The sequence below is a fragment of the Providencia sp. wls1943 genome, from assembly GCF_009706275.1.
Classification (GTDB): Bacteria; Pseudomonadota; Gammaproteobacteria; order Enterobacterales; family Enterobacteriaceae; genus Providencia; species Providencia zhijiangensis.
In genome coordinates this window covers 1-25,759 of record NZ_WLTU01000020.1, presented here as the reverse complement: position 1 = coordinate 25,759, position 25,759 = coordinate 1, and the positions used below count along the sequence as shown (strand labels likewise).

Here is a 25,759-nt window from a genome sequence, read left to right as displayed (position 1 = left end):
TAAATAGAAAATAAAATGAGACAAACTTTATTTTTATTCTTCATTCTATTAATTAAATTCATTTAGTTATTTAATTTAATTTAATTAAGTTTTAATTTTAATTAATAATAAATAGATACTTAAGATTAAAATTAAATAAAAAAATAACCCTATACCGAAGTATAAGGTTATTCAATGACTTCGCTGGAAAATCGATTAAATATCGATGTTCGCGGCTTTTAAGGCGTTCTCTTCAATAAAGGCACGGCGAGGTTCAACCGCATCCCCCATCAGGGTAGTGAACAGCTGGTCAGTTGCAATGGCATCTTTGACCGTCACACGCATCATGCGGCGAGTTTCAGGGTTCATGGTGGTTTCCCAAAGTTGTTCTGGGTTCATTTCACCAAGGCCTTTATAACGCTGCACGGATAAACCACGACGAGATTCACGGCTTAACCAATCTAATGCTTGCTCGAAGTTGTCGATATTCTGGCGACGTTCACCGCGTTGAATATAAGCGCCTTCTTCGATTAACCCACCGATGATGTCACCTAATTCGGTGATACGGCGGTATTCGCTACCATGAACGAAGTCGAAATCGAGGTTGTAGTCGCTATCAACACCATGGGTACGGATACGGATGGTTGGTTCGAATAGCTGACGCTCGCGGTTTTCATGAATGATATAGCTGTAAGAGCTACCCGCTTGCTCGTTCTCTTCTAAACGCGCCACTAAGGTTTTCGCCCACTCTTCAACTTGCGCACTATCTTTCAGTGCTTCTTCAGTCAGTGTGGATTGATACACTAAGCTGTTCAGCAGCGCTTGTGGGTACAGGCGCTCAAGACGGCGGATAATACGGTGCGCTGCATTGTATTCAACAACCAGTTTTTCCAGTTGTTCACCTTTCATGGCTGGGGCTTCTGCACTTAAGTGCAACTCAGCACCATCCAGCGCGATAGAGATCAAATAGTCATCCATCGCTTCGTCGTCCTTAATGTATTGCTCTTGCTTACCGCGTTTCACTTTATACAGTGGCGGCTGAGCAATAAAGATATGACCACGTTCAACAATTTCTGGCATTTGACGGTAGAAGAAGGTCAACAGTAACGTACGAATGTGCGAACCATCGACGTCGGCATCCGTCATGATGATGATGCTGTGATAACGCAGCTTGTCTGGGTTATATTCATCACGACCAATACCACAGCCTAATGCAGTGATCAGTGTTGCAACTTCTTGGGAAGAGAGCATTTTATCGAAACGCGCTTTTTCCACGTTCAGGATTTTACCTTTCAGTGGCAAAATTGCTTGGTTCTTACGGTTACGACCTTGTTTTGCAGAGCCGCCCGCAGAGTCCCCTTCCACTAAGTATAATTCAGATAATGCAGGGTCACGTTCTTGGCAGTCAGCCAGTTTACCCGGCAAGCCTGCTAAATCTAATGCCCCTTTACGGCGGGTCATTTCACGCGCTTTACGTGCAGCTTCACGGGCACGCGCAGCATCAATGATTTTGCCAACAACGATTTTAGCGTCGTTTGGATTTTCTAATAAATACTCAACCAGCTTCTCGTTCATCATGGTTTCTACAGCGGTTTTCACTTCTGAAGAAACGAGTTTTTCTTTGGTCTGAGAAGAGAATTTTGGATCTGGCACTTTCACAGAAATAACGGCAATTAAGCCTTCACGCGCATCGTCACCTGTTGCGTTGACTTTACTTTTCTTCTGGTAGCCTTCTTTTTCCATGTAGTTGTTCAGTGTACGGGTCATCGCAGCACGGAAGCCCGCTAAGTGGGTACCGCCATCGCGCTGAGGAATGTTGTTAGTAAAGCAGTAAACATTCTCTTGGAAACCGTCGTTCCACTGCATGGAAACTTCCACACCAATACCGTCTTTCTCTGTGGAGAAATAGAATACGGATGGGTGAATTGGGGTTTTGTTGCGGCTCAGATACTCAACGAAGGCCTTGATCCCACCTTCGTAGTGGAAATGGTCTTCTTTGCCATCGCGTTTATCAATTAAACGGATGGAAACCCCCGAGTTTAAGAATGAAAGTTCACGTAAGCGTTTTGCCAGAATGTCGTATTCGAATTCAGTGACACCTTTGAAGGTATCCATGCTTGGCCAGAAACGTACGCGAGTCCCTGTCTGGTCAGTTTCACCGACGACAGTCAGAGGACCTTGTGGCTCGCCGTGTTTGTATATTTGTTCGTGAACTTTACCGTCACGGCGGATCACTAATTCAAGTTTTTCAGATAAGGCGTTAACAACCGAAACACCTACACCGTGCAAACCACCGGAAACTTTATAGGAGTTGTCGTCAAATTTACCACCAGCGTGCAGAACGGTCATGATAACTTCTGCAGCGGAGACACCTTCTTCTTCGTGGATGCCAGTAGGGATACCACGTCCATCATCTTGGACAGAGACGGAGTTATCGGCATGGATAGTGATGACGATATCGTCACAGAAACCCGCTAAGGCTTCATCGATAGCGTTATCCACAACCTCGAAGACCATGTGATGAAGACCTGTTCCATCGTCGGTATCACCGATATACATGCCCGGGCGCTTACGCACCGCATCCAGTCCTTTTAATACCTTGATACTTGAGGAGTCATATGTATTCGACATCAACGTTTCCTGCTCTTTCTATTCCTGAGGTTGAACTTCTATTTTGCCTTGCTCTACACTAAACATCTTACTGTTGGCATCAATCATATCATTGACTTGCGCCGGTGTAATAGCACTTACAAACACTTGTGCTTGCGTAGCTTTGAGTCGAGCCGCTAATAATTGCCGGCGACCAGAATCAAGTTCTGAAGCAAAATCATCCAGTAGATACAGGCATTGTTGCCCGCTCTGTTGGGTGAAATATTCACCCTGCGCTAACCTGAGTGCACACATTAATAATTTCAGTTGGCCGCGAGAGAGCATATCTTCAACGGGAATGCCGTTGGCTCGAATTCGCAGGTCAGCTTTATGTGGCCCCGATGCGGTGTAGGTTAACGCTCTATCGCGCTCAAACTGCCGCTCTAACTGTTCTGAATAATCAATTTCTTTGTCCCAACCTCGTTGGAAAGAGACTGAAAGTGAAAATTCGGGTAAAAATTGTTTGCAGGTTTGCTCAATATTTTCTGCGATACCTGCAATATACTCGCCGCGCCATTGGCTAATTTGTTCGGAAATTGGGGCGAGTTGCTGATCCCAATGGCGAATTTGCTCATAACGAGTCACTTGTCGTAAAGCCGCATTTCGCTGCTTTAACAAACGTTTTAAGTCCGACCACGTCGAGAAAAAGAGGGCTTCATTATGAAAGCATCCCCAATCGATAAACGCACGTCGATATTTTGGACCGCCGTTCAGCAAGGTAAACCCTTCAGGGGTAATGAGCTGCATTGGCAATAACTTTGCGAGTTCTGCAATTTTATGCCCGTCGGTACCATCAATTCGGACTTTACTGTCGCCTTCGCGGTTTTTACTCAAACCCAGCGACAATGTTTTACGTTCGGTGTCTGAGTGTCCCAGTTTACCATGTAAAATAAATTGTTCTTGGTCATGACGGATAACTCTGTTCGCCTGAATGCTGCGAAAGGCTCGTCCATGTCCAAGTGTATAAATTGCTTCCAGTATACTGGTTTTGCCACTCCCATTAGGCCCAATTAAAAAATTGAACCCAGTTGCAAGGGAGAGATCGGCGTCTTCTATATTACGAAAATCGCGGATCAATAAACGCGAAAGGATCATACTGACTGATTACAAACGCATTGGCATAACAACATATACCGCAGAGCGGCTTGCTGAGTCTTCAATTTGTACGCTAGAAACGGCATCCGTTAAAAACAGTGTGACACTTTCGCTTTTCAGCGCATTCAAGACGTCGAGGATGTAACTGACGTTAAAGCCAATTTCCATCTCACCACCTTGGTAATTAACATCAACAATTTCTTCCGCTTCTTCTTGCTCAGGGTTATTCGCCGTGATGCGTAATTGGTTTTCACTGAAGAATAAGCGTACGCCACGGAATTTTTCGTTAGATAAAATTGCTGCGCGTGAGAAAGCTTGTTTGAGCAAATCACAGCGAGCTTCTAAGGTTTTATCTGGATTTTTTGGCAGAACGCGGCGGTAGTCAGGGAAACGACCGTCAACGAGTTTAGAGGTAAAGATAAAGTCGCCAACATGGGCGCGAATATTGTTGCTACCAATTTGTAGCTGCAATAATGCATCGCCGCCATCGAGTAGGCGCATCAATTCCATGACACCTTTGCGAGGTACGATCACAGAATGAGATGGCAATTCTTGACCAATATCCATTGAGCAAACTGCAAGGCGGTGACCATCTGTGGAGACAGTTCTCAGCATTTGCCCTTCAGTTTCAAACAGCATGCCGTTCAGGTAATAACGAACGTCTTGGTGTGCCATTGAAAACTGGGTCGCTTCAATTAAACGTTTCAGTATGGATTGAGGCAGAGAGAATTCGACTTCGCTTTGCCAGTCATCTAAGTTCGGGAAGTCAGCAGCAGGTAAAGTAGATAATGAGAAACGGCTGCGCCCAGAGCGGACAAGCAGTCGGTCATCATTAAGCTCGACTTGGATTTCAGAACCTTCCGGTAAACCACGCCAAATATCAAAAAACTTGCGCGCAGGCACCGTGGTGGCACCAATTTCATGCTCACGAGTGAGCGGAACATTGGCCATCATCTCCATTTCTAGGTCGGTTCCCGTCAGTTGCAGGGCACCTTCTTTTACGTGAAGTAAAAGGTTTCCTAAAATAGGCAACGTTGGACGTCCACCTAAAGGGCCACTAACCTGTTGTAACGGTTTTAATAACTGCTCGCGTTCTATAATAAATTTCATAGCAATTAAGATGATAATGTTCTGATTAGATTTGAAAAATCTTCTTTGATGTCATGGCTTTCTTCTCGTAATTGTTCAATTTTACGACAAGCGTGCAACACCGTGGTGTGGTCACGACCGCCAAAAGCATCCCCGATTTCAGGTAAACTATGGTTTGTCAGCTCTTTCGCCAGTGCCATTGCCATCTGACGCGGACGAGCGACAGAACGAGAACGACGTTTAGAAAGTAAATCAGCGACTTTGATTTTATAGTACTCAGCAACAGTTTTCTGAATATTATCAATAGTTACCAGCTTTTCTTGCAGTGCTAATAGGTCACGTAACGCTTCTCGAACAAAGTCGATAGTGATAGCGCGACCGGTAAAATTCGCGTTAGCAATAACACGGTTTAATGCACCTTCTAACTCACGCACATTAGAACGTAAGCGTTTTGCGATGAAAAATGCCACTTCACCGGGCAGTTGGATTTCATTCTCATCGGCTTTTTTCATCAAAATAGCCACACGGGTTTCTAACTCGGGTGGTTCAATCGCAACGGTCAAACCCCAGCCGAAACGGGACTTTAATCTATCTTCCACGCCGTTGATCTCTTTTGGATAACGGTCGGAGGTTAAAATAATTTGTTGATTGCCTTCAAGCAGGGCGTTGAATGTATGGAAAAATTCTTCTTGTGAACGCTCTTTGTTGGCAAAAAATTGAATATCATCAATCAGTAAGGCATCAACAGAACGGTAATAACGTTTGAATTCTTCAATGGCGTTATTCTGCAATGCTTTGACCATATCTTGTACAAATCGTTCAGAATGCATATAGACCACGCGGGCGTTGGCCTTGTGCTGCATGATGCTATTACCCACGGCGTGCAATAAGTGCGTTTTACCTAAACCCGTTCCACCATAAAGGAACAGTGGGTTATAAGCGCCACCAGGGTTTTCAGCAACTTGCCTCGCGGCCGCGCGAGCCAGTTGGTTTGATTTACCTTCAACGAAGTTATCAAACGTGTGTTTTGGGTTCACATTCGAACGGTATGACACGTCTGGTTGAACTTTAGCTGAGTTATCCCAACTTGGTTTTACTGGTGCAGATGGTGCGGCGAACGCAGGCATTTCATTATTAGTGCGTACTTGAGGGCTCACCGGCGCGATGGTCATCGGTTTGTTGCCTACTTCAAAGTGTAGAGCAGGGGCATCAGAACCGCAAAAGTCATTCAATAATTCATTGATATTATTGATGTACTTATCTCTCACCCAATCAAGGACGAAACGATTCGGGGCATACAGTGCCAGTGTATTATCGTTTAATTCAGCTTGAAGAGGGCGTATCCACATACTGAATTCTGTGGCAGGTAGTTCATCCTGCAATCGGGCAAGACATTGCTGCCAAAGCGAAAGTGACACGTTGGACTCCCCTAACAAGGTCAATGAAACAAGAATTACGGATTTCGTTAAGAATTTTTTACTGGCAACTATTCCATTAGTCACTTTTCGTGGTCACTAAGAGAATAGGGGGCCAGAGAAGGTGTTTGACTAACTTTTACTCACCATATCTATCCACAGCCTATTCCTGATCCTCCGATCAGAAATAGACCTGCGATCATACCGCAAAATTCACTCAAGATCTCCATTCTTTTACACAGTTTTTATGCTTTTTATCCACAGGCAAATGTGATAAGGCGGCTCTGGTAGGGGAGAATTTTGCTGGGTGATCGCGGGCAACGACAAATTTTCCACATGTCTGGGGATAACTTTAGCCTATATATAGAAATAATCTCCCAAGATCAAAAAATATTTTCGGATCCCGCTAAGATCCTTGCGCTTTAGGGAGGAGTCCGTATAATCTTCCTCCCTGTGTACACTGCGAATGTCACTTTTTATGATGAATTTAGGCAGCATGGTTTTATGGATAACGTCAATAAACGCTTGAGTTGATTGAAAGTTAAACGGTTAGACTTGCCTAAAAGGCAGCATGAATGAGTTCCATACGTAGCTTGTCACAGCACATATCGGCAAACCGGTCAGCCAGGTTTAAATAAAAAGTGGTTTGATTACGTCATTTTATTGACGTGACCCCCTATGTTTTATTACAATCCTGCCTCTTTCTATATTGTTGCGATAGAGGCACAGGTGTAAATCAGTTTCCACTGGTTGCCAACGCGTTTACTGAATCAGTAATAAATTTTAAAGTTAGGTAGAAATCGTTATGAAACGCACTTTTCAACCGTCCGTACTGAAGCGCAACCGTTCACACGGTTTCCGTGCTCGTATGGCCACTAAAAATGGTCGTCAGGTTCTGGCTCGCCGTCGTGCTAAAGGCCGCGCTCGTCTGACCGTTTCATCTAAGTAATAAAGCTAGCCCTCTATAGTGGTTACGCTCGCTTTTACCCGGGAGTTACGTTTGTTAACTCCCAGGCATTTCGACAATGTCTTCAAGCAGCCGCAGAGGGCGAGTTCCCCAGAGATAACAATCCTTGGTCGCCTTAACGAGCTGGGGCATCCCCGCATCGGTCTTACCATCGCCAAAAAAAATGTTAAACGTGCTCATGAGCGTAATCGTATCAAGCGATTAGCCCGTGAATATTTTCGTTTGCATCAACATGAGTTGCCTTCAATGGACTTTGTGGTTCTGGTTCGCAGAGGGGTAGCCGATCTCGACAATCAACAGATTACGGAATCATTGGATAAGTTATGGCGCCGTCACCGTCGCTTGGCTCAAAAGTCCTGATCATGCTGATCAGAGGTTACCAACTGGCTATTAGTCCGTTGTTAGGACCTCGTTGTCGTTTCAATCCCACATGCTCTAATTACGGAATTGAGGCATTGCGCAGGTTTGGTATGCTAAAAGGTAGTTGGTTAACTGCCAAACGCGTATTAAAATGCCACCCTTTACACGCTGGTGGAGATGATCCTGTCCCACCTAGAAAAACTGATGATAATAGAGAATTATAACGATGGATTCCCAACGCAATCTTCTACTCATCGCTTTGTTGTTCGTGTCGTTCTTAGTTTGGCAGGCTTGGGAGAGCGATAAAGTTGCTCAGGAAACCAAGGCTGTTCAAGTTTCGCAGCAAAAGACGGACATGCCGAGCAGTGCAAGCAATGATGGTCAAGCGGTCACAGGTAGTGAACAAGGTAAGCTTATTGCCGTTAAAACCGATGTACTTGATATTCGTATCAATACTCGTGGTGGTGATATCGATGAGGCTGATCTGTTAGCCTATCCAGCAACCCTGAATTCACCAAACCCATTCCGTTTATTGGAAACCACACCAGGTTTTGTTTATCAGGCACAAAGTGGTCTGATCGGTCCTCATGGTCCAGACAACCCAGCGAATAACAATGGTCAACGCCCTCTTTATACTTCAGATGCAGCAAGCTTTGAGTTAAAAGATGGTCAAGACGAATTACGTATTCCGATGTCCTTCACCGATAATAACGGTGTGGTTTATCAGAAGACGTACATTCTGAAGCGTGGCAAATACACTGTTGATGTTGAATACAACATTCAAAACCCAACTGCGCAGCCTTTAACGCTTGCGTTCTTCGGTCAATTAAAGCAAACCATCGCTTTACCTGAACAACGTGATACTGGCAGCAGCAACTTTGCTCTGCATACCTACCGTGGTGCGGCTTACTCTTCTGATGAAAATAACTATAAAAAATATAGTTTCAGTGACATCGAAGATAAAAACTTAAGCCTGACAACCAAAGGTGGTTGGGTCGCCATGCTGCAACAATACTTTGCAACTGCGTGGATCCCAGCTTCTTCTGAGCAAAGCACTTTCTACACCATTGATCTCGATAAGAAATCAGCTATCGTTGGTTATAAGAGTGAACCTCTGACCATCGCATCAAATGGTGCTGCGACCTACTCTTCTACACTGTGGATTGGTCCTGAAATTCAGTCAGAAATGGCGGAAGTTGCTCCTCATTTAGACTTAACCGTAGATTATGGTTGGTTATGGTTTATCTCTCAGCCACTGTTCAAACTGTTGAAATTCATTCACGGTTTCGTCGGTAACTGGGGTATTGCCATCATCGTTATCACCTTTATCGTCCGTGGTATTATGTACCCGCTGACTAAAGCGCAGTACACCTCAATGGCGAAAATGCGTTTACTGCAACCTAAACTGGCTGCAATGCGTGAGCGTATTGGTGACGATAAACAACGTATGAGCCAAGAAATGATGGCGCTGTACAAATCAGAAAAAGTAAACCCACTGGGTGGTTGTTTACCGCTGCTGATTCAAATGCCAATCTTCCTTGCGTTGTACTACATGTTGATGGGTTCTGTTGAACTGCGTCACGCACCGTTCTTTGGTTGGATCCAAGACTTGTCTGCACAAGACCCGTACTACATCCTACCAGTGCTGATGGGTGTGACGATGTTTGTTATCCAGAAGATGTCACCAACTACCGTGACTGACCCAATGCAGCAGAAGATCATGACTTACATGCCAGTCGTGTTTACCGTGTTCTTCCTGTGGTTCCCATCAGGTCTGGTTCTGTACTATATCGTGAGCAACTTAGTCACCATTATCCAGCAGCAAGTTATTTACCGCGGTCTGGAAAAACGTGGCTTACATAGCCGTGATAAGAAAGCGAAGAAATAATCTAAATTCCAATCGAGTTTAGAGGGCTTCACAAAGCCAGATTCTATAGTAACATTGAGGCGATCCATTTAGGGTCGCCTCAATTTTTTTAGTCATAGACAGAGAAACATCATGCAAATCAACGATACTATCGTCGCACAGGCAACCGCTCCCGGTCGTGGTGGGGTTGGAATTTTACGTGTATCCGGCCCGCAAGCAGCTCTTGTTGCTGAAACAGTACTCGGAAAGTTACCGAAGCCGCGCTATGCCGATTATCTGCCATTTCGTGATGCAGATGGCTCTGTCCTTGACCAAGGGATTGCGATTTATTTCCCGGGACCTAACTCTTTTACCGGGGAAGATGTTCTTGAACTACAAGGGCATGGCGGTCCTGTTATCCTCGATTTATTACTCAGAAGAATTCTGACCATTGCCAATATCCGTATTGCCAATCCGGGGGAATTTTCTGAGCGTGCATTTTTAAATGACAAACTCGATTTGGCGCAAGCTGAAGCAATTGCCGACCTGATTGATGCGAGTTCAGAACAAGCGGCGCGTTCCGCGATGAACTCTTTGCAAGGTGCCTTTTCCTCCCATATTCATCAATTGGTGGAAGCACTCACTCACTTGCGTATCTACGTGGAAGCAGCGATTGATTTCCCAGATGAAGAAATTGATTTTCTATCTGACGGTAAAATTGAAGCCAAATTAAACGAAGTAGTGGCGGACTTAGAAGATGTACGCTCACAGGCTCGCCAAGGGAGTTTGTTGCGCGAAGGCATGAAAGTGGTGATTGCCGGTCGTCCAAACGCAGGTAAATCTAGCTTATTGAATGCATTAGCGGGGCGCGAAGCGGCGATTGTGACGGATATAGCAGGTACCACCCGTGATGTGTTGCGCGAACATATTCATATCGATGGTATGCCGCTGCACATTATTGATACCGCCGGTTTACGTGAAGCCAGTGATGAGGTAGAGCGCATCGGTATCGAACGCGCATGGAAAGAGATCGAGCAAGCCGACCGTGTTCTATTTATGGTAGACAGCACTACGACGGATGCTACGGAGCCACAAGAGATTTGGCCTGAATTTATGGCTCGCTTGCCAGAAACATTGCCGGTCACGGTTATTCGTAATAAAGCGGATAAAACAGGGGAATCTGTAGAGTTTGTTGCCGATGCTCGTTATCCGCTAATTCGTTTATCTGCTCGTGAAGAAAAAGGTATCGATTTGCTGCGCGATCACCTGAAAGAGACCATGGGCTTCAATAGCAATACGGAAGGAGGCTTCCTTGCTCGTCGTCGTCACTTACAAGCATTAAATAATGCGGCAACCCATCTTGCTCAAGGTTATGACCAGTTAGTGAATGCTCGCTCTGGTGAGCTATTGGCTGAAGAGCTACGTTTAGCTCAGCAAGAACTGAGCGAAATTACGGGTGAATTTACCTCTGATGATTTGTTAGGGCGTATTTTCTCGAGTTTCTGTATTGGTAAGTGATTAAGATAAATAGATAGAAAAACCATTTTCTTGACATCGGGAAAATGGTTTTAGCCCACAGAAATTACCAGTAAATTCATTTAAGCAGTGAGTGGATATAGGCTAGTCAATTACCCGACTTGGATGGGTAAACACCGTCGCTTTACCTTGGCGGCAGAAACCGACCAGCGTTAAATTGGCTTTTTCGGCGACTTCAATCGCGAGGGACGTTGCAGCAGAGACGGCAAATAAAATTTCCGCACCGCAGCTTGCGGCTTTTTGTACCATCTCATAACTTGCGCGGCTAGACACCAAAATAGCCCCTTGCTGCCAGTCTGAACGGCTCTTCATTCCGAGCAATTTATCTAGCGCCACATGGCGACCCACATCTTCGCATCCGCCCACTAAACGACCTTCAGGAGAGACCCACGCAGCGGCATGAGTGCAACCGGTTAATGCGCCAATTTCTTGAACTGTCTTCAATTCTTGTAGGGCGTTATCGAGATAAGATAATGAGAATGTTTGAGTGAATGGCAGCGGAGTGATAGGTTTGAAAATCTCGTCGAGTTGTTCTGTGCCACAAATACCACAACCAGTTCGCCCTGTAAGATTACGCCGACGCTCTTTGAGCGCCATAAAACGGCGGCTTGATAACTCGATATGAACTTCAATGCCTCGGTGACAACCTTGCACAATATCAATTCCGCGAATTTCATCACGGGATTGTATGATCCCTTCTGATAATGAAAAACCGACAGCAAAATCATCCAGATCTTTGGGTGTCGCCATCATTACCACATGAGATATCCCGTTATAAACGAGAGCGATAGGGATTTCCTCTGCAACGAAATCATTAACCAGCGAACCGAGGTTATTTTTTTGTTGCACGATTGTGGATTGAACGCCGATCATTTTAGATAATTTGGGGTTATTTGTAGTATTTGTTTCATACATTAGATGAATTCCTATCACTAATGATACATAATATTCGATATGGGTAAAAAGAATTTACACCATTTATCAGGCAATGAACCTGAATACGTAAGGAAGACGTTGAATAAGAACAGTTTACCTCAAATTTTATAACGAAGTTAGGTAAACATGAGCAATGTATATGAGGAGATCCCCCATGCAAGTCAGCAGAAGGCAGTTCTTTAAGATCTGCGCTGGCGGTATGGCAGGTACAACGGCAGCAGCGCTGGGTTTTGCTCCAGCAACTGCATTAGCCTCTACACGCCAGTATAAATTACTGCGTGCTAAAGAGACTCGAAATACCTGTACCTACTGTTCTGTCGGCTGTGGGCTGTTAATGTACAGCCTAGGTGATGGCGCGAAGAATGCGAAAGAAAGCATTTTTCATATCGAAGGGGACCCGGATCATCCGGTAAACCGTGGTGCACTTTGTCCTAAAGGTGCAGGATTAATCGACTTTATCCACAGTGAGAGTCGACTCAAGTATCCAGAAGTTCGCGAACCAGGCACTAATGAATGGAAACGCATCACTTGGAACGACGCGTTTGACCGCATCGCCAAGTTAATGAAAGAAGACCGTGATGCAAACTTCGTTAAACAGAATAAAGATGGTGTGACGGTCAACCGTTGGTTAACCACCGGTATGCTGTGTGCATCAGCGGCAAGTAACGAAACAGGTTTTGTCACCCAAAAATTTAGTCGCGCCCTCGGCATGCTTGCCGTGGATAACCAAGCGCGTGTCTGACACGGACCAACGGTAGCAAGTCTTGCTCCAACATTTGGTCGCGGTGCGATGACCAACCACTGGGTTGATATTAAAAACGCAAACCTAGTCGTTGTTATGGGTGGTAATGCGGCAGAAGCGCATCCAGTTGGTTTCCGCTGGGCGATGGAAGCAAAAATCCATAACAAAGCCAAATTAATCGTAATCGATCCTCGCTTTACCCGTACTGCGGCTGTGGCGGATTTTTATACGCCTATTCGTTCAGGTACTGATATTGCCTTCCTGTCAGGTGTTATTAAATACTTGCTGGATAACGAAAAAATTCAACGTGAATACGTTGAGGCGTACACCAACGCTAGCTTAGTTATCCGTGAAGACTTCGGTTTTGATGACGGTCTGTTCACCGGTTACGATGCAGAAAAACGTCAATACGACAAAACCACGTGGAACTACGAGATGGATGAGAACGGCTTAGCGCTGCGCGATCCAACTCTGAAAAACCCGCGTTGTGTTCTGAACTTACTGAAAGAACACGTTAGCCGTTATACCCCAGAAGTGGTTAACAACATCTGTGGTACGCCAATCAAAGACTTCTTACAAGTCTGCGAATACATTGCAGAAACGAGCGCGAAAGACAAAACAGCGTCCTTCTTATACGCGCTGGGTTGGACTCAACACACCGTTGGTGCGCAGAACATTCGTACCATGGCGATGATCCAGTTACTGCTTGGTAACATGGGTATGTTAGGTGGTGGTGTTAACGCACTGCGTGGACACTCTAATATCCAAGGTCTGACTGACTTAGGTCTGTTATCTCAGAGCTTACCGGGTTACCTGACATTACCATCAGAAAAACAAACAACTTTAGAAAGCTATTTAGCGGCGAATACACCAAAAGCGACCGTTGCTGGTCAGGTGAACTATTGGGGTAACTACCCTAAATTCTTCGTCAGCTTAATGAAAACTTTCTATGGTGATAAAGCGCAGAAAGAGAATGACTGGGGCTTCGACCTGTTACCTAAGTGGGATCAGGGCTACGATGTTTTACGTTATTTCGACATGATGGATAAAGGTGAAGTGAATGGCTATATCTGCCAAGGCTTTAACCCATTAGCCTCATTCCCGAACAAAAACAAAGTCTCGAAATCACTTTCTAAGCTGAAATTCTTAGTGACTATCGATCCGCTGAATACAGAAACTGCAAACTTCTGGCAAAACCACGGCGAAATGAACGATGTGAAACCGGAAGAAATTCAAACGACCGTGTTCCGTCTGCCATCTTGCTGCTTCGCTGAAGAAAACGGTTCAATTGTTAACTCAGCACGTTGGTTACAGTGGCACTGGAAAGGTGCGGACGCCCCAGGTGAAGCTATCAGTGATGGTGAAATCCTGTCGGGTATCTACCATCGCCTGCGTCAAATGTATGAAACCGAAGGCGGCGCAGCACCTGAACAGGTTCTGAGCATGACTTGGGATTACCTCGACCGCGATAATCCAACGCCGGAAGAAGTGGCTCAAGAAAGTAACGGTTACGCATTAGAAGACCTGAAAGATGCGGACGGTAACGTGATTGTGAAAAAAGGCGAACTGCTTAGCTCGTTTGCTCAATTACGTGATGACGGTACAACAGCGAGCGGCTGCTGGATCTTCTCTGGTAGCTGGACGCCGAAAGGTAACCAAATGGCTAACCGTGATAACTCCGATCCAACCGGTCTGGGTAACACATTAGGTTGGGCATGGGCATGGCCACTGAACCGTCGTGTGATTTATAACCGTGCATCTGCTGATCCAATGGGTAAACCATGGGATCCGAAGCGCCAAATCCTTGAGTGGAATGGTAGCAAGTGGGTAGGTATGGATATTCCAGACTACAGCACAGCAGCGCCGGGAAGCGGTGTCGGTCCATTTATCATGCAGCCTGAAGGTATGGGGCGTTTATTTGCACTGGATAAGATGGCAGAAGGTCCATTCCCAGAGCATTACGAACCAATCGAAACGCCGCTGGATACTAACCCGCTGCATCCAAATGTGGTGTCAAACCCTGCTGCTCGTGTGTTTAAAGACGACTGGGTGCAAATGGGTAAAGCGACTGAGTTCCCATACGTGGGTACCACTTACCGCTTAACTGAGCACTTCCACTATTGGACGAAGCATGCACTGTTAAATGCCATTATCCAACCTCAACAGTTCATTGAAATTGGTGAACGTTTAGCGAAAGAAAAAGGCATCGAGCAAGGCGATACGGTTAAAGTCAGTTCTAAACGGGGTTACATCAAAGCGAAAGCCGTGGTCACTAAACGCATTAAAACCCTGCAAGTGGATGGAAAAGACATCGATACCATCGGTATTCCAATTCACTGGGGCTTTGAAGGTGTTGCAGTGAAGGGCTTTATCACCAACACATTAACGCCATATGTGGGTGATGCGAATACTCAGACGCCGGAATTTAAATCATTCCTTGTCAACGTGGAAAAGGTGTAAGGAGATAAATTATGTCAATGCAATCACAGGACATTATTCGTCGCTCGGCCACCAATTCCCTGACGCCCGCACCTCAGGTGCGGGACTATAAGGAAGAAGTTGCAAAGCTGATTGACGTCACAACCTGTATCGGCTGTAAAGCGTGTCAGGTTGCGTGTTCCGAATGGAACGATATCCGTGACAAAATCGGAACAAACGTTGGGGTGTATGACAACCCAACGGATTTGACCGCTAAGTCATGGACAGTCATGCGCTTCTCTGAAGTGGAAGAGAACGATAAATTTGAATGGCTGATCCGTAAAGATGGCTGTATGCACTGTGCTGATCCGGGTTGCCTGAAGGCATGTCCGTCAGAAGGCGCAATCGTCCAGTACAAAAACGGTATCGTGGATTTCCAATCTGAACACTGTATCGGCTGTGGTTACTGTATCGCGGGTTGCCCGTTCAACGTGCCACGCATCAACAAAGAAGATAACCGCGCATACAAATGTACGCTGTGTGTCGACCGTGTTGAAGTCGGTCAAGAGCCTGCTTGTGTGAAAACATGTCCAACTGGCGCTATCCATTTTGGTAGCAAAGAAGACATGATTGGCATGGCTGGCGAACGTGTTGAAGAGCTGAAAACTCGTGGTTATGCAAACGCAGGTTTATACGACCCACAAGGTGTGGGCGGTACGCACGTTATGTACGTATTGCACCATGCAGATAAGCCGCAGTTGTATCACGGATTACCAGAAAACCCGACCATCAGCCCAACAGTTACCTTCTGGAAAGGTATCTGGAAGCCGATTGCTGCGGTTGGTTTTGCGGCAACATTTGCGGCGGCAATTTTCCACTATGTGGGAATTGGTCCAAACCGCGTCTCCAAGAAAGATGAAGAAGAGGCTCTAGAAGATTTGCACAACGCAATGTCGTCTGACACTTCGAAATCAAAAGAAGGGGAGGATCAGAAATGATGCCAGATGATAACGACAAAATTATTCGCCATAAACCGATTGAAAGGATCAATCACTGGGCGGTTGTGATTTGCTTCTTGTTCACGGCTATCAGCGGACTAGGCTTTTTCTTCCCATCGCTGAACTGGTTTATGAACATTTTAGGCACGCCACAATTGTCTCGAATTTTGCATCCATTCGTGGGTACGGCAATGTTCTTGCTGTTCGTGTTTATGTTCTTCCGTTATTTCCACCATAACTTCATTAATAAAGAAGATATTAAATGGGGGAAAAATATCGGTAAAGTACTGAAAAACGAAGAAGCTGGCGACGTAGGCCAATACAACCTCGGTCAGAAAGGGGTGTATTGGGTGGTCACTATCTGCTTACTGGCATTGGTTGTCACTGGTGTGATTATGTGGCGTCCATTCTTTGCAGATTATTTCCCAATTCCAGTGTACCGTGCAGCGATTCTTATTCACTCGCTGTCAGCCATTGGCTTGATCCTGATGATTGTTGTGCATGCATATGCGGCAATTTGGGTCAAAGGCTCTGTGCGTGCGATGGTTGAAGGTTGGGTAACACGTGGTTGGGCGAGAAAGCACCACCCACGCTGGTACCGCGAGCTAGTTGCTAAAGAGAAACAGCAACAAGAGCAGCAAGAGAAAAACTAAGGGTTTTTATCTCGATGAATCAAGCCCACAACATTGGTTGTGGGCTTTTTTTATCACTAAAATAGATAGTGCTAATCACGGATTGTGAAACTGTAAATTAGCGCACATCCCAAAAGAACTAATACGGCAGAAAACCCAACATACTTGTAATTCACCGATAAAATCCCGCCAGCTAATCCCCCCGCAATAAAAGAGAGTACCGCCAAGAGTAAAACTTTTTTGCTGCTATCTTCAGGCACATTTTTTAAAAAGGCATTAATGCAGGATGTGGTCATGCCGGTGACATAGGTGGAATGGATCCCAACCGTGCCCGCCTTATTAAAATAACCATTTTGAATGCCCATTGATAAGCTGATCAGTAAAATGGCTAAATCAGGCGAATACAAAGGCTGGATGAAAAAATAAATAGTGAAAACACTACTAAATATTAAAAATACCAGACCTAGAACAAAGCGATATAACACAATTGCGCTATGCTTGAGCCGAATCCAAGAACCTAAAAATGTTCCTGCAAAAAATCCTAATATGGAAATTGCAGAGAGTAGCAACATGCCAATATTCATTTTGGCGAGGTAAATCATACTTAAAATGCTATTTCCTGTCAGATGGCCAGTAAACACCTCAAAGATGACAAATGAGCAGGCATCGACAAATCCGCCAATAAAGGCAAGCAATAAAAAGAAGGGTGTGTGAGACTTCGCTTCGAAGTGAAATAATGACGACATATTATTGCCCTTTATGCGGATAGAGAGCACACCATTATAGGTGCCAATTGGATTAACATCATGGAAATAACAGTATTTATATCAAATAAAAATACCTTAATACCAATTTGTTATTTCCACAGACAAACTAGGGTTAACAACGGTGAATATTCGGAGGGCTAGAGTAGCCTATCAGTGACTTTTGTTTTATCCTGACGGGTACAACGGCAAGACTTGCTGGTTAATCGAATATTTTCTTAGAGGCTTGCGGGGAAATGCGAATAGGCAATTTCTCGGGGTAAGTTGTTATAAAAAATATAAAAGAGAGAGAGCAATGGGTATTCGTATCGTCCCGAAAGAAGAATTAGGTCAAGAAAGATTAAAAGAGAAAGGCATCGGTTTTATTCCGCCTGTTTTATTCCCGAATTTAAAAAGCCTTTACCAACGTCGTGCAGAAAGATTAAAAGAGCTAGGCGTTGGTGAACATCCTTTTGCAGATTATCTGAACTTCGCTGCGGAAGTGGCAACGGCGCAAAATAATGCGCAGCATGACAATCCATTAGAGATGGATATGGAAGCGGTTTTAGCACGTTCAATGGCAACGAATACCGCACCATTAGACGCAAAAACATTTCCACGTACGGATCACTGGCACAAATTATTACGTTCAATCATCGCCGAATTGATGCCGATCGTGCCAGATTCTGTGCATACTGCACTCGAAAACTTAGAAAAAGCCTCAGAAGCTGAACTCGAAGAGATGGCAACTGCGCTATTAAACGAACAGTTTGAAAAAGTCCCTGCGGATAAATCTATGTTCATTTGGGCGGCATTGTCTGTCTATTGGGCACAAATGGCGGCCAATATTCCGGGTAAAGCTCGCGCAGAGCACGGCGATCACCGTCATTACTGCCCTGTGTGCAACAGTATGCCTGTCTCCAGCATTGTACAAATTGGGACTAGCCAAGGTTTACGCTATTTACACTGCACACTGTGTGAAACAGAGTGGCACATGGTTCGTGTGAAATGCAGTAACTGCGAACAAACTCGTGATCTTAACTACTGGTCACTGGATGATGAAAATGCAGCAGTGAAAGCGGAAAGCTGTGGTGACTGCGGTAGCTATCTGAAAGTGTTATATCAAGAGAAAGAAGCCAAAGTGGAAGCGGTAGCGGATGATTTAGCTTCGATCATTTTAGATGCGCGTATGGAAGAAGAAGGTTTTGCTCGTAGCAGCATTAACCCATTCTTATTCCCGGGCGAAAAATAATCTGTTAGCGACACAGTAAGAAAAGAGAAGAGTGACTATGGATGAATCGAATGTCGCGCTATACCGCCAGTTACCTGCCATCGACAAGCTTTTGCAATGCGATGAAGCACAGATATTGGTGGAAAAATCGGGTCTGCATTGGGTAACAGAATGCCTACGTGAAATGCAGGAACAAGCGCGAGCGTCTATTGCACAAGACGGATGTTTACCGGATTGGCACGGTGATTGGTTAGCAGAACTTTCTGTTCGCCATGATGAGTTGCAACACAGTGCGTTAAAAAACGTCTTTAATTTGACGGGGACTGTGTTGCACACCAACCTAGGGCGTGCAGTGATGTCCAACTCTGCCATTCATGCTGTTTCGCAAGTGATGAGTTCACCAGTCACGTTAGAATATTCTCTTGATGGCGCAACGCGAGGACATCGCGACCGCGCCATTGCTGATTTACTGTGCCAACTCACAGGAGCAGAAGATGCCTGTATTGTGAATAACAATGCAGCAGCGGTTTTACTGTTATTAGCTACCGTTGCCCCGCAGCGGGAGGTGATAGTCTCTCGCGGTGAGCTGGTGGAAATTGGGGGCGCATTTCGCGTCCCCGATGTGATGGCTCAGGCTGGCTGTAAATTGGTTGAAGTGGGTACCACGAACCGAACTCATTTACGGGATTATGAAAATGCCATTAATGACCAAACTGGGTTGTTAATGAAGGTGCATACCAGTAACTACAGCATTGAAGGCTTTACCGCGGAAGTTGAAGGGGAAGAGCTGGCTGTTTTAGGGCAAAAATACCAATTACCGACGGCGATTGATTTAGGCAGTGGGTCGATGATTGATATGACCGCGTATGGATTGCCTGCGGAGCCGATGCCACAAGCATATTTATCTCAAGGCATTGATTTAGTCTCTATTTCAGGAGACAAATTACTGGGGGGGCCTCAATCGGGGATCATTCTCGGTAAGAAAAAATGGATTGATGCCATTCAAAAACACCCTTTAAAACGCGCCCTTCGCGTAGATAAAATGGTGCTGGCTGCGTTAGAAGCGACGCTAAAACTCTATCTAACCCCAGAAAAACTCACCACTGAACTGCCAACATTACGCTGGTTAACTCGTTCTCAAGAAGAAATTAGGCAGAGTGCCGAAAATATCCTCGTGAAGCTGCAAGCCTATTATGGGGATCGCTTCTTTGTCGAGGCTGAGCCTTGCTTATCGCAAATTGGTAGCGGCTCTCTTCCTGTTGACCGATTACCCAGCTATGCGATTACATTCGCGCCTCTTGATGGAAAAGGCGGTAATTTAGAGCGTCTTGCCAGCCGCTGGCGGCAATTACCTCAGCCAGTTATCGGGCGCTTAAAAGAGGGCAAATTGTGGCTAGACCTACGTTGCCTTGAGAATGAACACGAGTTAGTGCAGGCGTTATTGTCATGATTTTTGCGACAGCCGGTCATGTTGACCATGGTAAAACATCGTTAATTCAAGCGCTGACAGGCGTGAACACCGCGCATCTTCCAGAAGAGAAGAAACGCGGAATGACTATCGACCTCGGCTATGCGTATTGGCCGCAATCTGATGGTAGCTCAATCGGTTTTATTGATGTTCCTGGGCATGAGAAATTCCTCGCAAATATGTTGGCGGGGATCGGTGGAGTTAATCATGCTTTACTGGTGGTGGCGTGCGACGATGGAATAATGGCGCAAACCCTTGAGCATTTGTCGATTTTACGACTTGCGGGTTGCCAAGATGTCTCGGTGATTTTAACCAAAGCCGACCGTGTTGATGAACAGAGAGTGGCAGACGTTACTCAGCAGGTTCATGCGGAACTGCGTCGCCAAGGCTGGTCGAATGCGCCACTATTTATTACTTCAGCAAGTACAGGGCTGGGTATTGATGCGCTGCGTCAATACTTGCAGCAACTGCACCAACAACACAATTCTTCTACTGACCTGCAACAGCGTTTCCGTTTAGCCATCGACCGTATTTTCCATGTGAAAGGGGCGGGGATTGTGGTCACAGGAACGGCGCTTGCGGGTAAAGTGAATGTGGGTGAGTCCTTATGGGTGACGGGGGCGGATACTCCAGTCCGAATTCGTGGTATTCATCGCCAAAACCAAGTGGCTGAGTTTGCTCAAGCAGGAGATCGCGTCGCGCTGAATTTAACGGGGAACATAGATAAAGAATCGATAACCCGCGGTGATTGGCTGCTGGCAGAACAACCTGCTTTTATCGCTTCTCGGGTGATAGTGGAACTGACCTGCGATGCGCCACTCAAACATTGGCAACCCGTGCATCTTTACCACGGTGCAAGTCACATTACAGGGCGAGTCTCTTTGCTGACGGAATCAGGCGAAACGCCGATGTTGGCCGAGCTGATTTTAGATACGCCACTGTGGCTGGTGGATAATGACCGATTAATTATTCGCGATATTAGTGCGCGACAAACCCTAGCTGGTGCGCGTGTTATTCGCTTAGTCTCTCCGCGTCGTGGTAAGAGACAGCCTGAGTTCCTCGATTGGTTATCTCGTTTATGTGCTACGGATGATGAGCTGGCGCAGCTTAACTTACAGTTACCTAGTGGTGAGCTAGACTTAAACAGTTACGGTTGGTCGCGTCAGTTAACTCAGTTGGCATTAGATTCCTTGCTGGAACAAGTTGATATCGTCCGTGTCGGCGATGTAGTACTTTCGGCGTTTAAGGCGCAGGTTGCCAAGGATAAATTGATTCAGTCCCTCGAAAACTTCAATGAAGTTCATAGTGACCAGATAGGTGTAGGTAAAGCGCGATTGAAACGAATGGCGCTACCCACGATGGATGAAACCTTGGTATTCAAATTGATTAATGATTTGATTGCCGAGGGGGCGATTAAGCAGACTCGTGGCTGGCTGCATATGCCGCAGCATGGGTTAGTGTTTGATGCCAAGCAGCAAGGTATTTGGCAACAAGTGGAAGGGCTATTTACACATCCGGAAGCTCGCTGGGTACGCGATATTGCCGTAGAAACGGGTCACGATGAAGATACTATTCGCCGTATATTGAAAAAAGCCGCACAAATGGGGCTGATCGTGGCGATTGTGCGCGATAGGTATTATAGCAGCGAACAGATCCGTCAATTTGCCCAAATTATTTCGTGCCACTGTGCTGAGCACGAGGTGATTTTTGCCGCTGATTTTCGTAATGAATTGGGTATTGGTCGCAAACTGGCGATTCAAATTCTCGAGTTTTTTGATAAAAGCGGCTTTACTCGTCGTAAAGAAGATGGGCATTATTTACGAGACAAAGGCATTTTTGTTGAATAAGTTGTAGGGTTTCCGCCATTATAATGCTGACAGTTTTATTAACCTCGATACCTTTTTGTGAATTGTGGAAGTCAAATGAATAAAAAACTAATTGCGAGTATTTATCTGGCGCTGATTTTTATTGGCTCGCTATTTTTAGTCTTTGAAAAAAGTGGCGTTATTTATCCTGGTCTGATTTCCATTTGTGTTTACGCTGTCATATTTGGCGTTTTATTTACAGTCACTGCTCGTTGGGTTTTCTCTGCAATTATTACGAGTACCCTGTTTATTATCATCAAAATCTTTAACCAGTTGAAAGTTCACTATTATAAAGAGCAACTTTTCTTCACTGATATTAATTTGATGACGGATACCTCCAACTTAGGGACATTAGGTCACTATTGGTTGGCGGGTGTGGCGGTACTTGCGTTATTTATTCTGCTTATCATCAACGGTGTGATCAGCTGGCGTTTATTTACACCATGTAAACGTAAGGTATCACGCGTGGTTAGCGTGCTGATGGTTATCGTGGGTTACTTCGGGGCGGATTGGGCAAGTGCGCATTACTTTGATAAATGGTCACAAACCTTGCCGAAAGGGCGCGGTACAGTCACTAACTTGGTGATGACTGCACAGAATGCGAAATACAAATCACCGCATTTTGTGGGTGATGCGAGCTATTTTGAGCAAAAAGCCGCCAATGTTGCTTTGGTGAAGAATGAACAAACCGAAAAGCCTGACATTCTGTTGTTATTACAAGAATCCACGGTTGATCCAAAAGTTTATGATTTACCTGCGGGAACGAAACTGCCAGAGTTATTTATGTTCCAGCAAGATGCCAATATGATTGCACATAGTCCGATGCGCGTACAAACCTTCGGTGGCGGAACATGGTTATCCGAGTTTTCTGCATTAACGGGATTAAATAGCGATGATTTCGGAGCACAAAAAAGTGGCGTGTTCTATTTTGTGGTCGATCATTTAAATAACAGCTTATTTAAAGAGATGAAAGCCAATGGCTATTACACGGTCGTCCTGACACCGTTTAATAAAGGGGCTTATCATTCAGGTCACGCTTATGAAACGTTGGGCGTTGACCGTATCATTCAGCCTCAAGAGTTAGGCTATCCCGGTAAGTTGCAAGATAATTTATGGACGATCAGCACGGAAGATATGCTGAAGTACGTGAAAGAAATTTTGGCAACAGAAACGGACAAGCCCGTCTTTATTTTTGCATTAACCATGTATGAACACGGGCCTTATAAAGAAGGGCACAGTGATGATTACGGAATTAAAGATAAGCTAGATAATAAAGATTCTGCAGGCGAATTTAGTCATTATATGGAAAAAATCGTCCACTCCGACGATGCGATTCGTGACTTTGTTTCGTTTATGGAAAAGCGCCAGCGCCCACTGATGTTCCTCTATTTTGGTGACCATCAACCGGGGATCAGTTTGGACAAGTATAAGTCCACATTATCGTCTCCTGCTTATGCGACGCAGTTTACCCTAAGAGATAATCTCAAAGCGGGTACCGCAATTAAAACGGGTGAGTTAACGGATATTTCATTCCTTGGTGGAATGTTATTGGAACGCGCGAACTTAAAAGTATCGCCATTCTATGAAGCAAACATTAAGATGCGCCATTTATGCGACGGTAAACTGAATGACTGTGAAGATAAGCAGTTGCTCGATGGTTATCGCCACTATGTTTATCATGTGCTCGGTGTCGCCAATAAAGATGAGACCAAGTAGTTTATCTCTAATTAGTGCTAGAATGTTGATAAACCATCATTTAATAACGTAAGAAGATAACGAATATGAAATATTTGGTCACGGGAAGTGCCGGGTTTATTGGTTTTAGATTGTGTCAAAGACTGTTAGAAAGTGGGCATGAAGTTATCGGTATTGATAATATGAACGCCTATTATGATCAGGGATTGAAACAGTCTCGACTGCATATTCTTGAACAATATCCGCAGTTCCGGTTTATTCATCTTGATATCACTGACCGCGAAAAAGTACTGGTGTTGTGTACTCAAGAGAATTTCGACCGCGTTATCCACCTTGCCGCGCAGGCAGGGGTGCGTTACTCATTACAAAACCCATTTGCCTATGCGGACAGTAACTTGAATGGGCATTTGGCGATTTTAGAAGGCTGCCGCCAAGCGAAAGTAAAACACTTGGTGTATGCCTCTTCGAGCTCGGTGTATGGCGTAACCGATAAAATGCCATTCACCACGGACATGTCCACCGATCACCCTATCTCATTGTACGCCGCAACCAAAAAAGCTAATGAGTTAATGGCGCACTCTTATTCGCATCTTTATCAGCTGCCGACGACTGGCTTACGCTTTTTCACCGTGTATGGTCCGTGGGGACGCCCGGATATGGCGCTGTTTAAATTCACCAAAGCTATCTTAGCGGGTGAACCTATCGATGTTTATAATAACGGCGATCTTAGCCGTGATTTCACTTTCATTGATGATATTGTCGAAGGTGTTATTCGCGTTTCAGATATAATCCCGCAAGCAGACCCGCAAAATCGTTCTGATTCGCCAGCGCAAAGTAGCGCACCTTACCGCATCTATAATATTGGTAATGGTCAGCCAGTGAAGCTGATTGATTTTATTTCTGCATTGGAAAATGCGTTAGGAAAAGAAGCCATTAAGAACTTCTTACCGATGCAAGCGGGAGATGTTTACACGACATGGGCAGACACCGAAGACCTGTTTGACGTCACCGGCTATCGCCCACAAGTTTCTATTGAACAGGGTGTTCAGGCATTTGTTGACTGGTATAAATCGTATTATCACCGTTAATACTGACCATCGATACCATAAACCACCTGTAATATCCGCAGAAGGATTTGAGAGGCAAGTTTGAAAATAGCAATCGCAGGTACCGGCTACGTCGGTCTATCTAACGCCATGTTACTGTCCCAACACCACGAAGTGGTGGCGGTCGATATCATCCCTGAAAAAGTGGCGATGCTTAACAATAAGCAATCCCCGATTATCGACACTGAAATCGAACAGTTTCTAACGGAAAAGCAACTCAATTTCCGTGCGACCGAAGATAAAGTCGAAGCCTATATGGGCGCACAATACGTGATTGTGGCGACCCCGACAGACTACGACCCAAAAACTAACTACTTCAACACCAATTCAGTGGAATCCGTTATTCATGATGTGAACAAACTGAACCCGGAAGCGACCATTATCGTCAAATCTACCATTCCAGTGGGCTTTACGGAGCGTCTGCGTGAAGAGTTTGGTTACACCAACGTGATTTTCTCCCCAGAATTCTTACGTGAAGGACGCGCGCTGTGGGATAACCTGTACCCGTCCCGTATCGTGGTGGGAGAACGTTCTGAACGTGCACAGATTTTCGCTGACTTACTGTTAGAAGGTGCGATTAAGAAAGATGTACCGGTGCTGTTCACTGACGGGACTGAAGCCGAAGCGGTTAAACTGTTCGCAAACACCTTCTTAGCGATGCGTGTCGCATACTTCAACGAATTAGATACTTACGCAGAAAGCCGTGGCTTAAATGCGCGTCAAATCATTGAAGGGGTTTCTTTAGACCCGCGTATCGGCAGCCACTACAATAACCCATCATTCGGTTATGGTGGCTACTGCTTACCGAAAGACACCAAGCAGTTACTGGCGAACTACGATGATGTGCCGAATAACCTGATTAACGCGATTGTCGAATCAAACCGCACCCGTAAAGACTTTATCTCGGATGCGATTATCGCTAAAGCACCACGTAAAGTCGGTGTGTATCGCTTAGTGATGAAAGCGGGCTCCGATAACTTCCGCGCCTC

20 protein-coding genes are annotated in these 25,759 nt (G+C 45.3%); 14 read left to right on the top strand and 6 right to left on the bottom strand.

Features of this window, described 5'->3' with window-relative positions; genetic code table 11:
• Window positions 1-195 precede the first annotated feature (195 nt).
• Genes gyrB through dnaA form a run of 4 tightly spaced genes read right to left on the bottom strand, consistent with a single transcriptional unit; the run spans window position 196 to window position 6,230 of the window.
• A complete protein-coding gene (gene gyrB / locus GKR48_RS10505; protein WP_154628050.1) occupies window positions 196-2,610 on the bottom strand; it encodes a DNA topoisomerase (ATP-hydrolyzing) subunit B in 2,415 nt (804 codons plus the stop codon).
• 18 nt (window positions 2,611-2,628) lie between these two features.
• Window positions 2,629-3,723 carry a DNA replication/repair protein RecF gene (gene recF, locus GKR48_RS10500; RefSeq protein WP_154628049.1) on the bottom strand — a complete coding sequence of 365 codons (1,095 nt, stop codon included), beginning with the start codon at window positions 3,721-3,723 and terminating at the stop codon, window positions 2,629-2,631.
• A gap of 9 nt (window positions 3,724-3,732) precedes the next feature.
• Window positions 3,733-4,833, bottom strand: coding sequence for a DNA polymerase III subunit beta (dnaN, locus tag GKR48_RS10495; protein WP_154628048.1), 1,101 nt, complete (start codon window positions 4,831-4,833; stop codon window positions 3,733-3,735).
• Between the two features lie 5 nt (window positions 4,834-4,838).
• A complete protein-coding gene (gene dnaA / locus GKR48_RS10490; protein WP_036950671.1) occupies window positions 4,839-6,230 on the bottom strand; it encodes a chromosomal replication initiator protein DnaA in 1,392 nt (463 codons plus the stop codon).
• A gap of 802 nt (window positions 6,231-7,032) precedes the next feature.
• On the opposite strand from dnaA, the gene rpmH reads away from it, so the two are divergent.
• From rpmH to mnmE, 5 genes are all read left to right on the top strand, one after another.
• Window positions 7,033-7,176 carry a 50S ribosomal protein L34 gene (rpmH, locus tag GKR48_RS10485; protein ID WP_004906236.1) on the top strand — a complete coding sequence of 48 codons (144 nt, stop codon included), beginning with the start codon at window positions 7,033-7,035 and terminating at the stop codon, window positions 7,174-7,176.
• An 18-nt stretch (window positions 7,177-7,194) separates the two neighbouring features.
• Complete coding sequence (gene rnpA, locus GKR48_RS10480) at window positions 7,195-7,554, top strand: ribonuclease P protein component (RefSeq protein ID WP_006660612.1); 360 nt, start codon at window positions 7,195-7,197, stop codon at window positions 7,552-7,554.
• Window positions 7,518-7,778, top strand: coding sequence for a membrane protein insertion efficiency factor YidD (yidD, locus tag GKR48_RS10475; protein WP_154628047.1), 261 nt, complete (start codon window positions 7,518-7,520; stop codon window positions 7,776-7,778). The genes rnpA and yidD overlap by 37 nt, the downstream gene beginning before the upstream one ends.
• A 2-nt stretch (window positions 7,779-7,780) precedes the next feature.
• A complete protein-coding gene (yidC, locus tag GKR48_RS10470) occupies window positions 7,781-9,442 on the top strand; it encodes a membrane protein insertase YidC (RefSeq protein WP_036950675.1) in 1,662 nt (553 codons plus the stop codon).
• Window positions 9,443-9,553: 111 nt separating this feature from the next.
• On the top strand, window positions 9,554-10,918 hold the full coding sequence (mnmE, locus tag GKR48_RS10465; protein WP_036950677.1) for a tRNA uridine-5-carboxymethylaminomethyl(34) synthesis GTPase MnmE: 1,365 nt from the start codon (window positions 9,554-9,556) through the stop codon (window positions 10,916-10,918).
• A gap of 102 nt (window positions 10,919-11,020) precedes the next feature.
• Here the strand turns inward: mnmE and fdhD are convergent, their stop codons facing one another.
• On the bottom strand, window positions 11,021-11,851 hold the full coding sequence (gene fdhD / locus GKR48_RS10460; RefSeq protein ID WP_154628046.1) for a formate dehydrogenase accessory sulfurtransferase FdhD: 831 nt from the start codon (window positions 11,849-11,851) through the stop codon (window positions 11,021-11,023).
• Between the two features lie 175 nt (window positions 11,852-12,026).
• Between fdhD and fdnG the strand changes: the two genes are divergently transcribed.
• From fdnG to fdoI, 3 genes are read left to right on the top strand one after another with little or no spacing between them, the layout of a single operon-like run.
• Entirely contained in the window at window positions 12,027-15,074 is a 3,048-nt protein-coding gene (fdnG, locus tag GKR48_RS10455; RefSeq protein ID WP_154628045.1) for a formate dehydrogenase-N subunit alpha, read from the top strand.
• Between the two features lie 11 nt (window positions 15,075-15,085).
• Window positions 15,086-16,030 (top strand): formate dehydrogenase subunit beta, encoded by a 945-nt coding sequence (fdxH, locus tag GKR48_RS10450; RefSeq protein ID WP_036950684.1) that lies wholly within the window; start codon window positions 15,086-15,088, stop codon window positions 16,028-16,030.
• The gene (gene fdoI / locus GKR48_RS10445) at window positions 16,027-16,683 is read left to right on the top strand and encodes a formate dehydrogenase cytochrome b556 subunit (protein WP_036950687.1); all 657 of its coding nucleotides are present in this window, start codon (window positions 16,027-16,029) and stop codon (window positions 16,681-16,683) included. The genes fdxH and fdoI overlap by 4 nt, the downstream gene beginning before the upstream one ends.
• A 71-nt stretch (window positions 16,684-16,754) precedes the next feature.
• Here fdoI and GKR48_RS10440 read toward each other — a convergent pair whose 3' ends face one another.
• Entirely contained in the window at window positions 16,755-17,408 is a 654-nt protein-coding gene (locus tag GKR48_RS10440) for a YoaK family protein (protein ID WP_154628044.1), read from the bottom strand.
• A gap of 313 nt (window positions 17,409-17,721) precedes the next feature.
• Here GKR48_RS10440 and fdhE point away from each other — a divergent pair, with 313 nt between their 5' ends.
• The 6 genes from fdhE to GKR48_RS10410 form a co-directional block, all read left to right on the top strand.
• Window positions 17,722-18,657 carry a formate dehydrogenase accessory protein FdhE gene (fdhE, locus tag GKR48_RS10435; protein WP_154628043.1) on the top strand — a complete coding sequence of 312 codons (936 nt, stop codon included), beginning with the start codon at window positions 17,722-17,724 and terminating at the stop codon, window positions 18,655-18,657.
• A gap of 37 nt (window positions 18,658-18,694) precedes the next feature.
• Window positions 18,695-20,086, top strand: coding sequence for an L-seryl-tRNA(Sec) selenium transferase (gene selA / locus GKR48_RS10430; RefSeq protein ID WP_154628042.1), 1,392 nt, complete (start codon window positions 18,695-18,697; stop codon window positions 20,084-20,086).
• Window positions 20,083-21,951: a selenocysteine-specific translation elongation factor gene (selB, locus tag GKR48_RS10425; RefSeq protein ID WP_154628041.1), complete on the top strand. Its 1,869-nt coding sequence runs from the start codon at window positions 20,083-20,085 to the stop codon at window positions 21,949-21,951. The genes selA and selB overlap by 4 nt, the downstream gene beginning before the upstream one ends.
• A 75-nt stretch (window positions 21,952-22,026) precedes the next feature.
• On the top strand, window positions 22,027-23,685 hold the full coding sequence (locus GKR48_RS10420) for an LTA synthase family protein (protein WP_154628040.1): 1,659 nt from the start codon (window positions 22,027-22,029) through the stop codon (window positions 23,683-23,685).
• 65 nt (window positions 23,686-23,750) lie between these two features.
• Window positions 23,751-24,752: an NAD-dependent epimerase gene (locus GKR48_RS10415; protein WP_154628039.1), complete on the top strand. Its 1,002-nt coding sequence runs from the start codon at window positions 23,751-23,753 to the stop codon at window positions 24,750-24,752.
• A gap of 60 nt (window positions 24,753-24,812) precedes the next feature.
• A partial coding sequence (locus tag GKR48_RS10410; RefSeq protein ID WP_154628038.1) for a nucleotide sugar dehydrogenase occupies window positions 24,813-25,759 on the top strand: 947 nt, incomplete at its 3' end.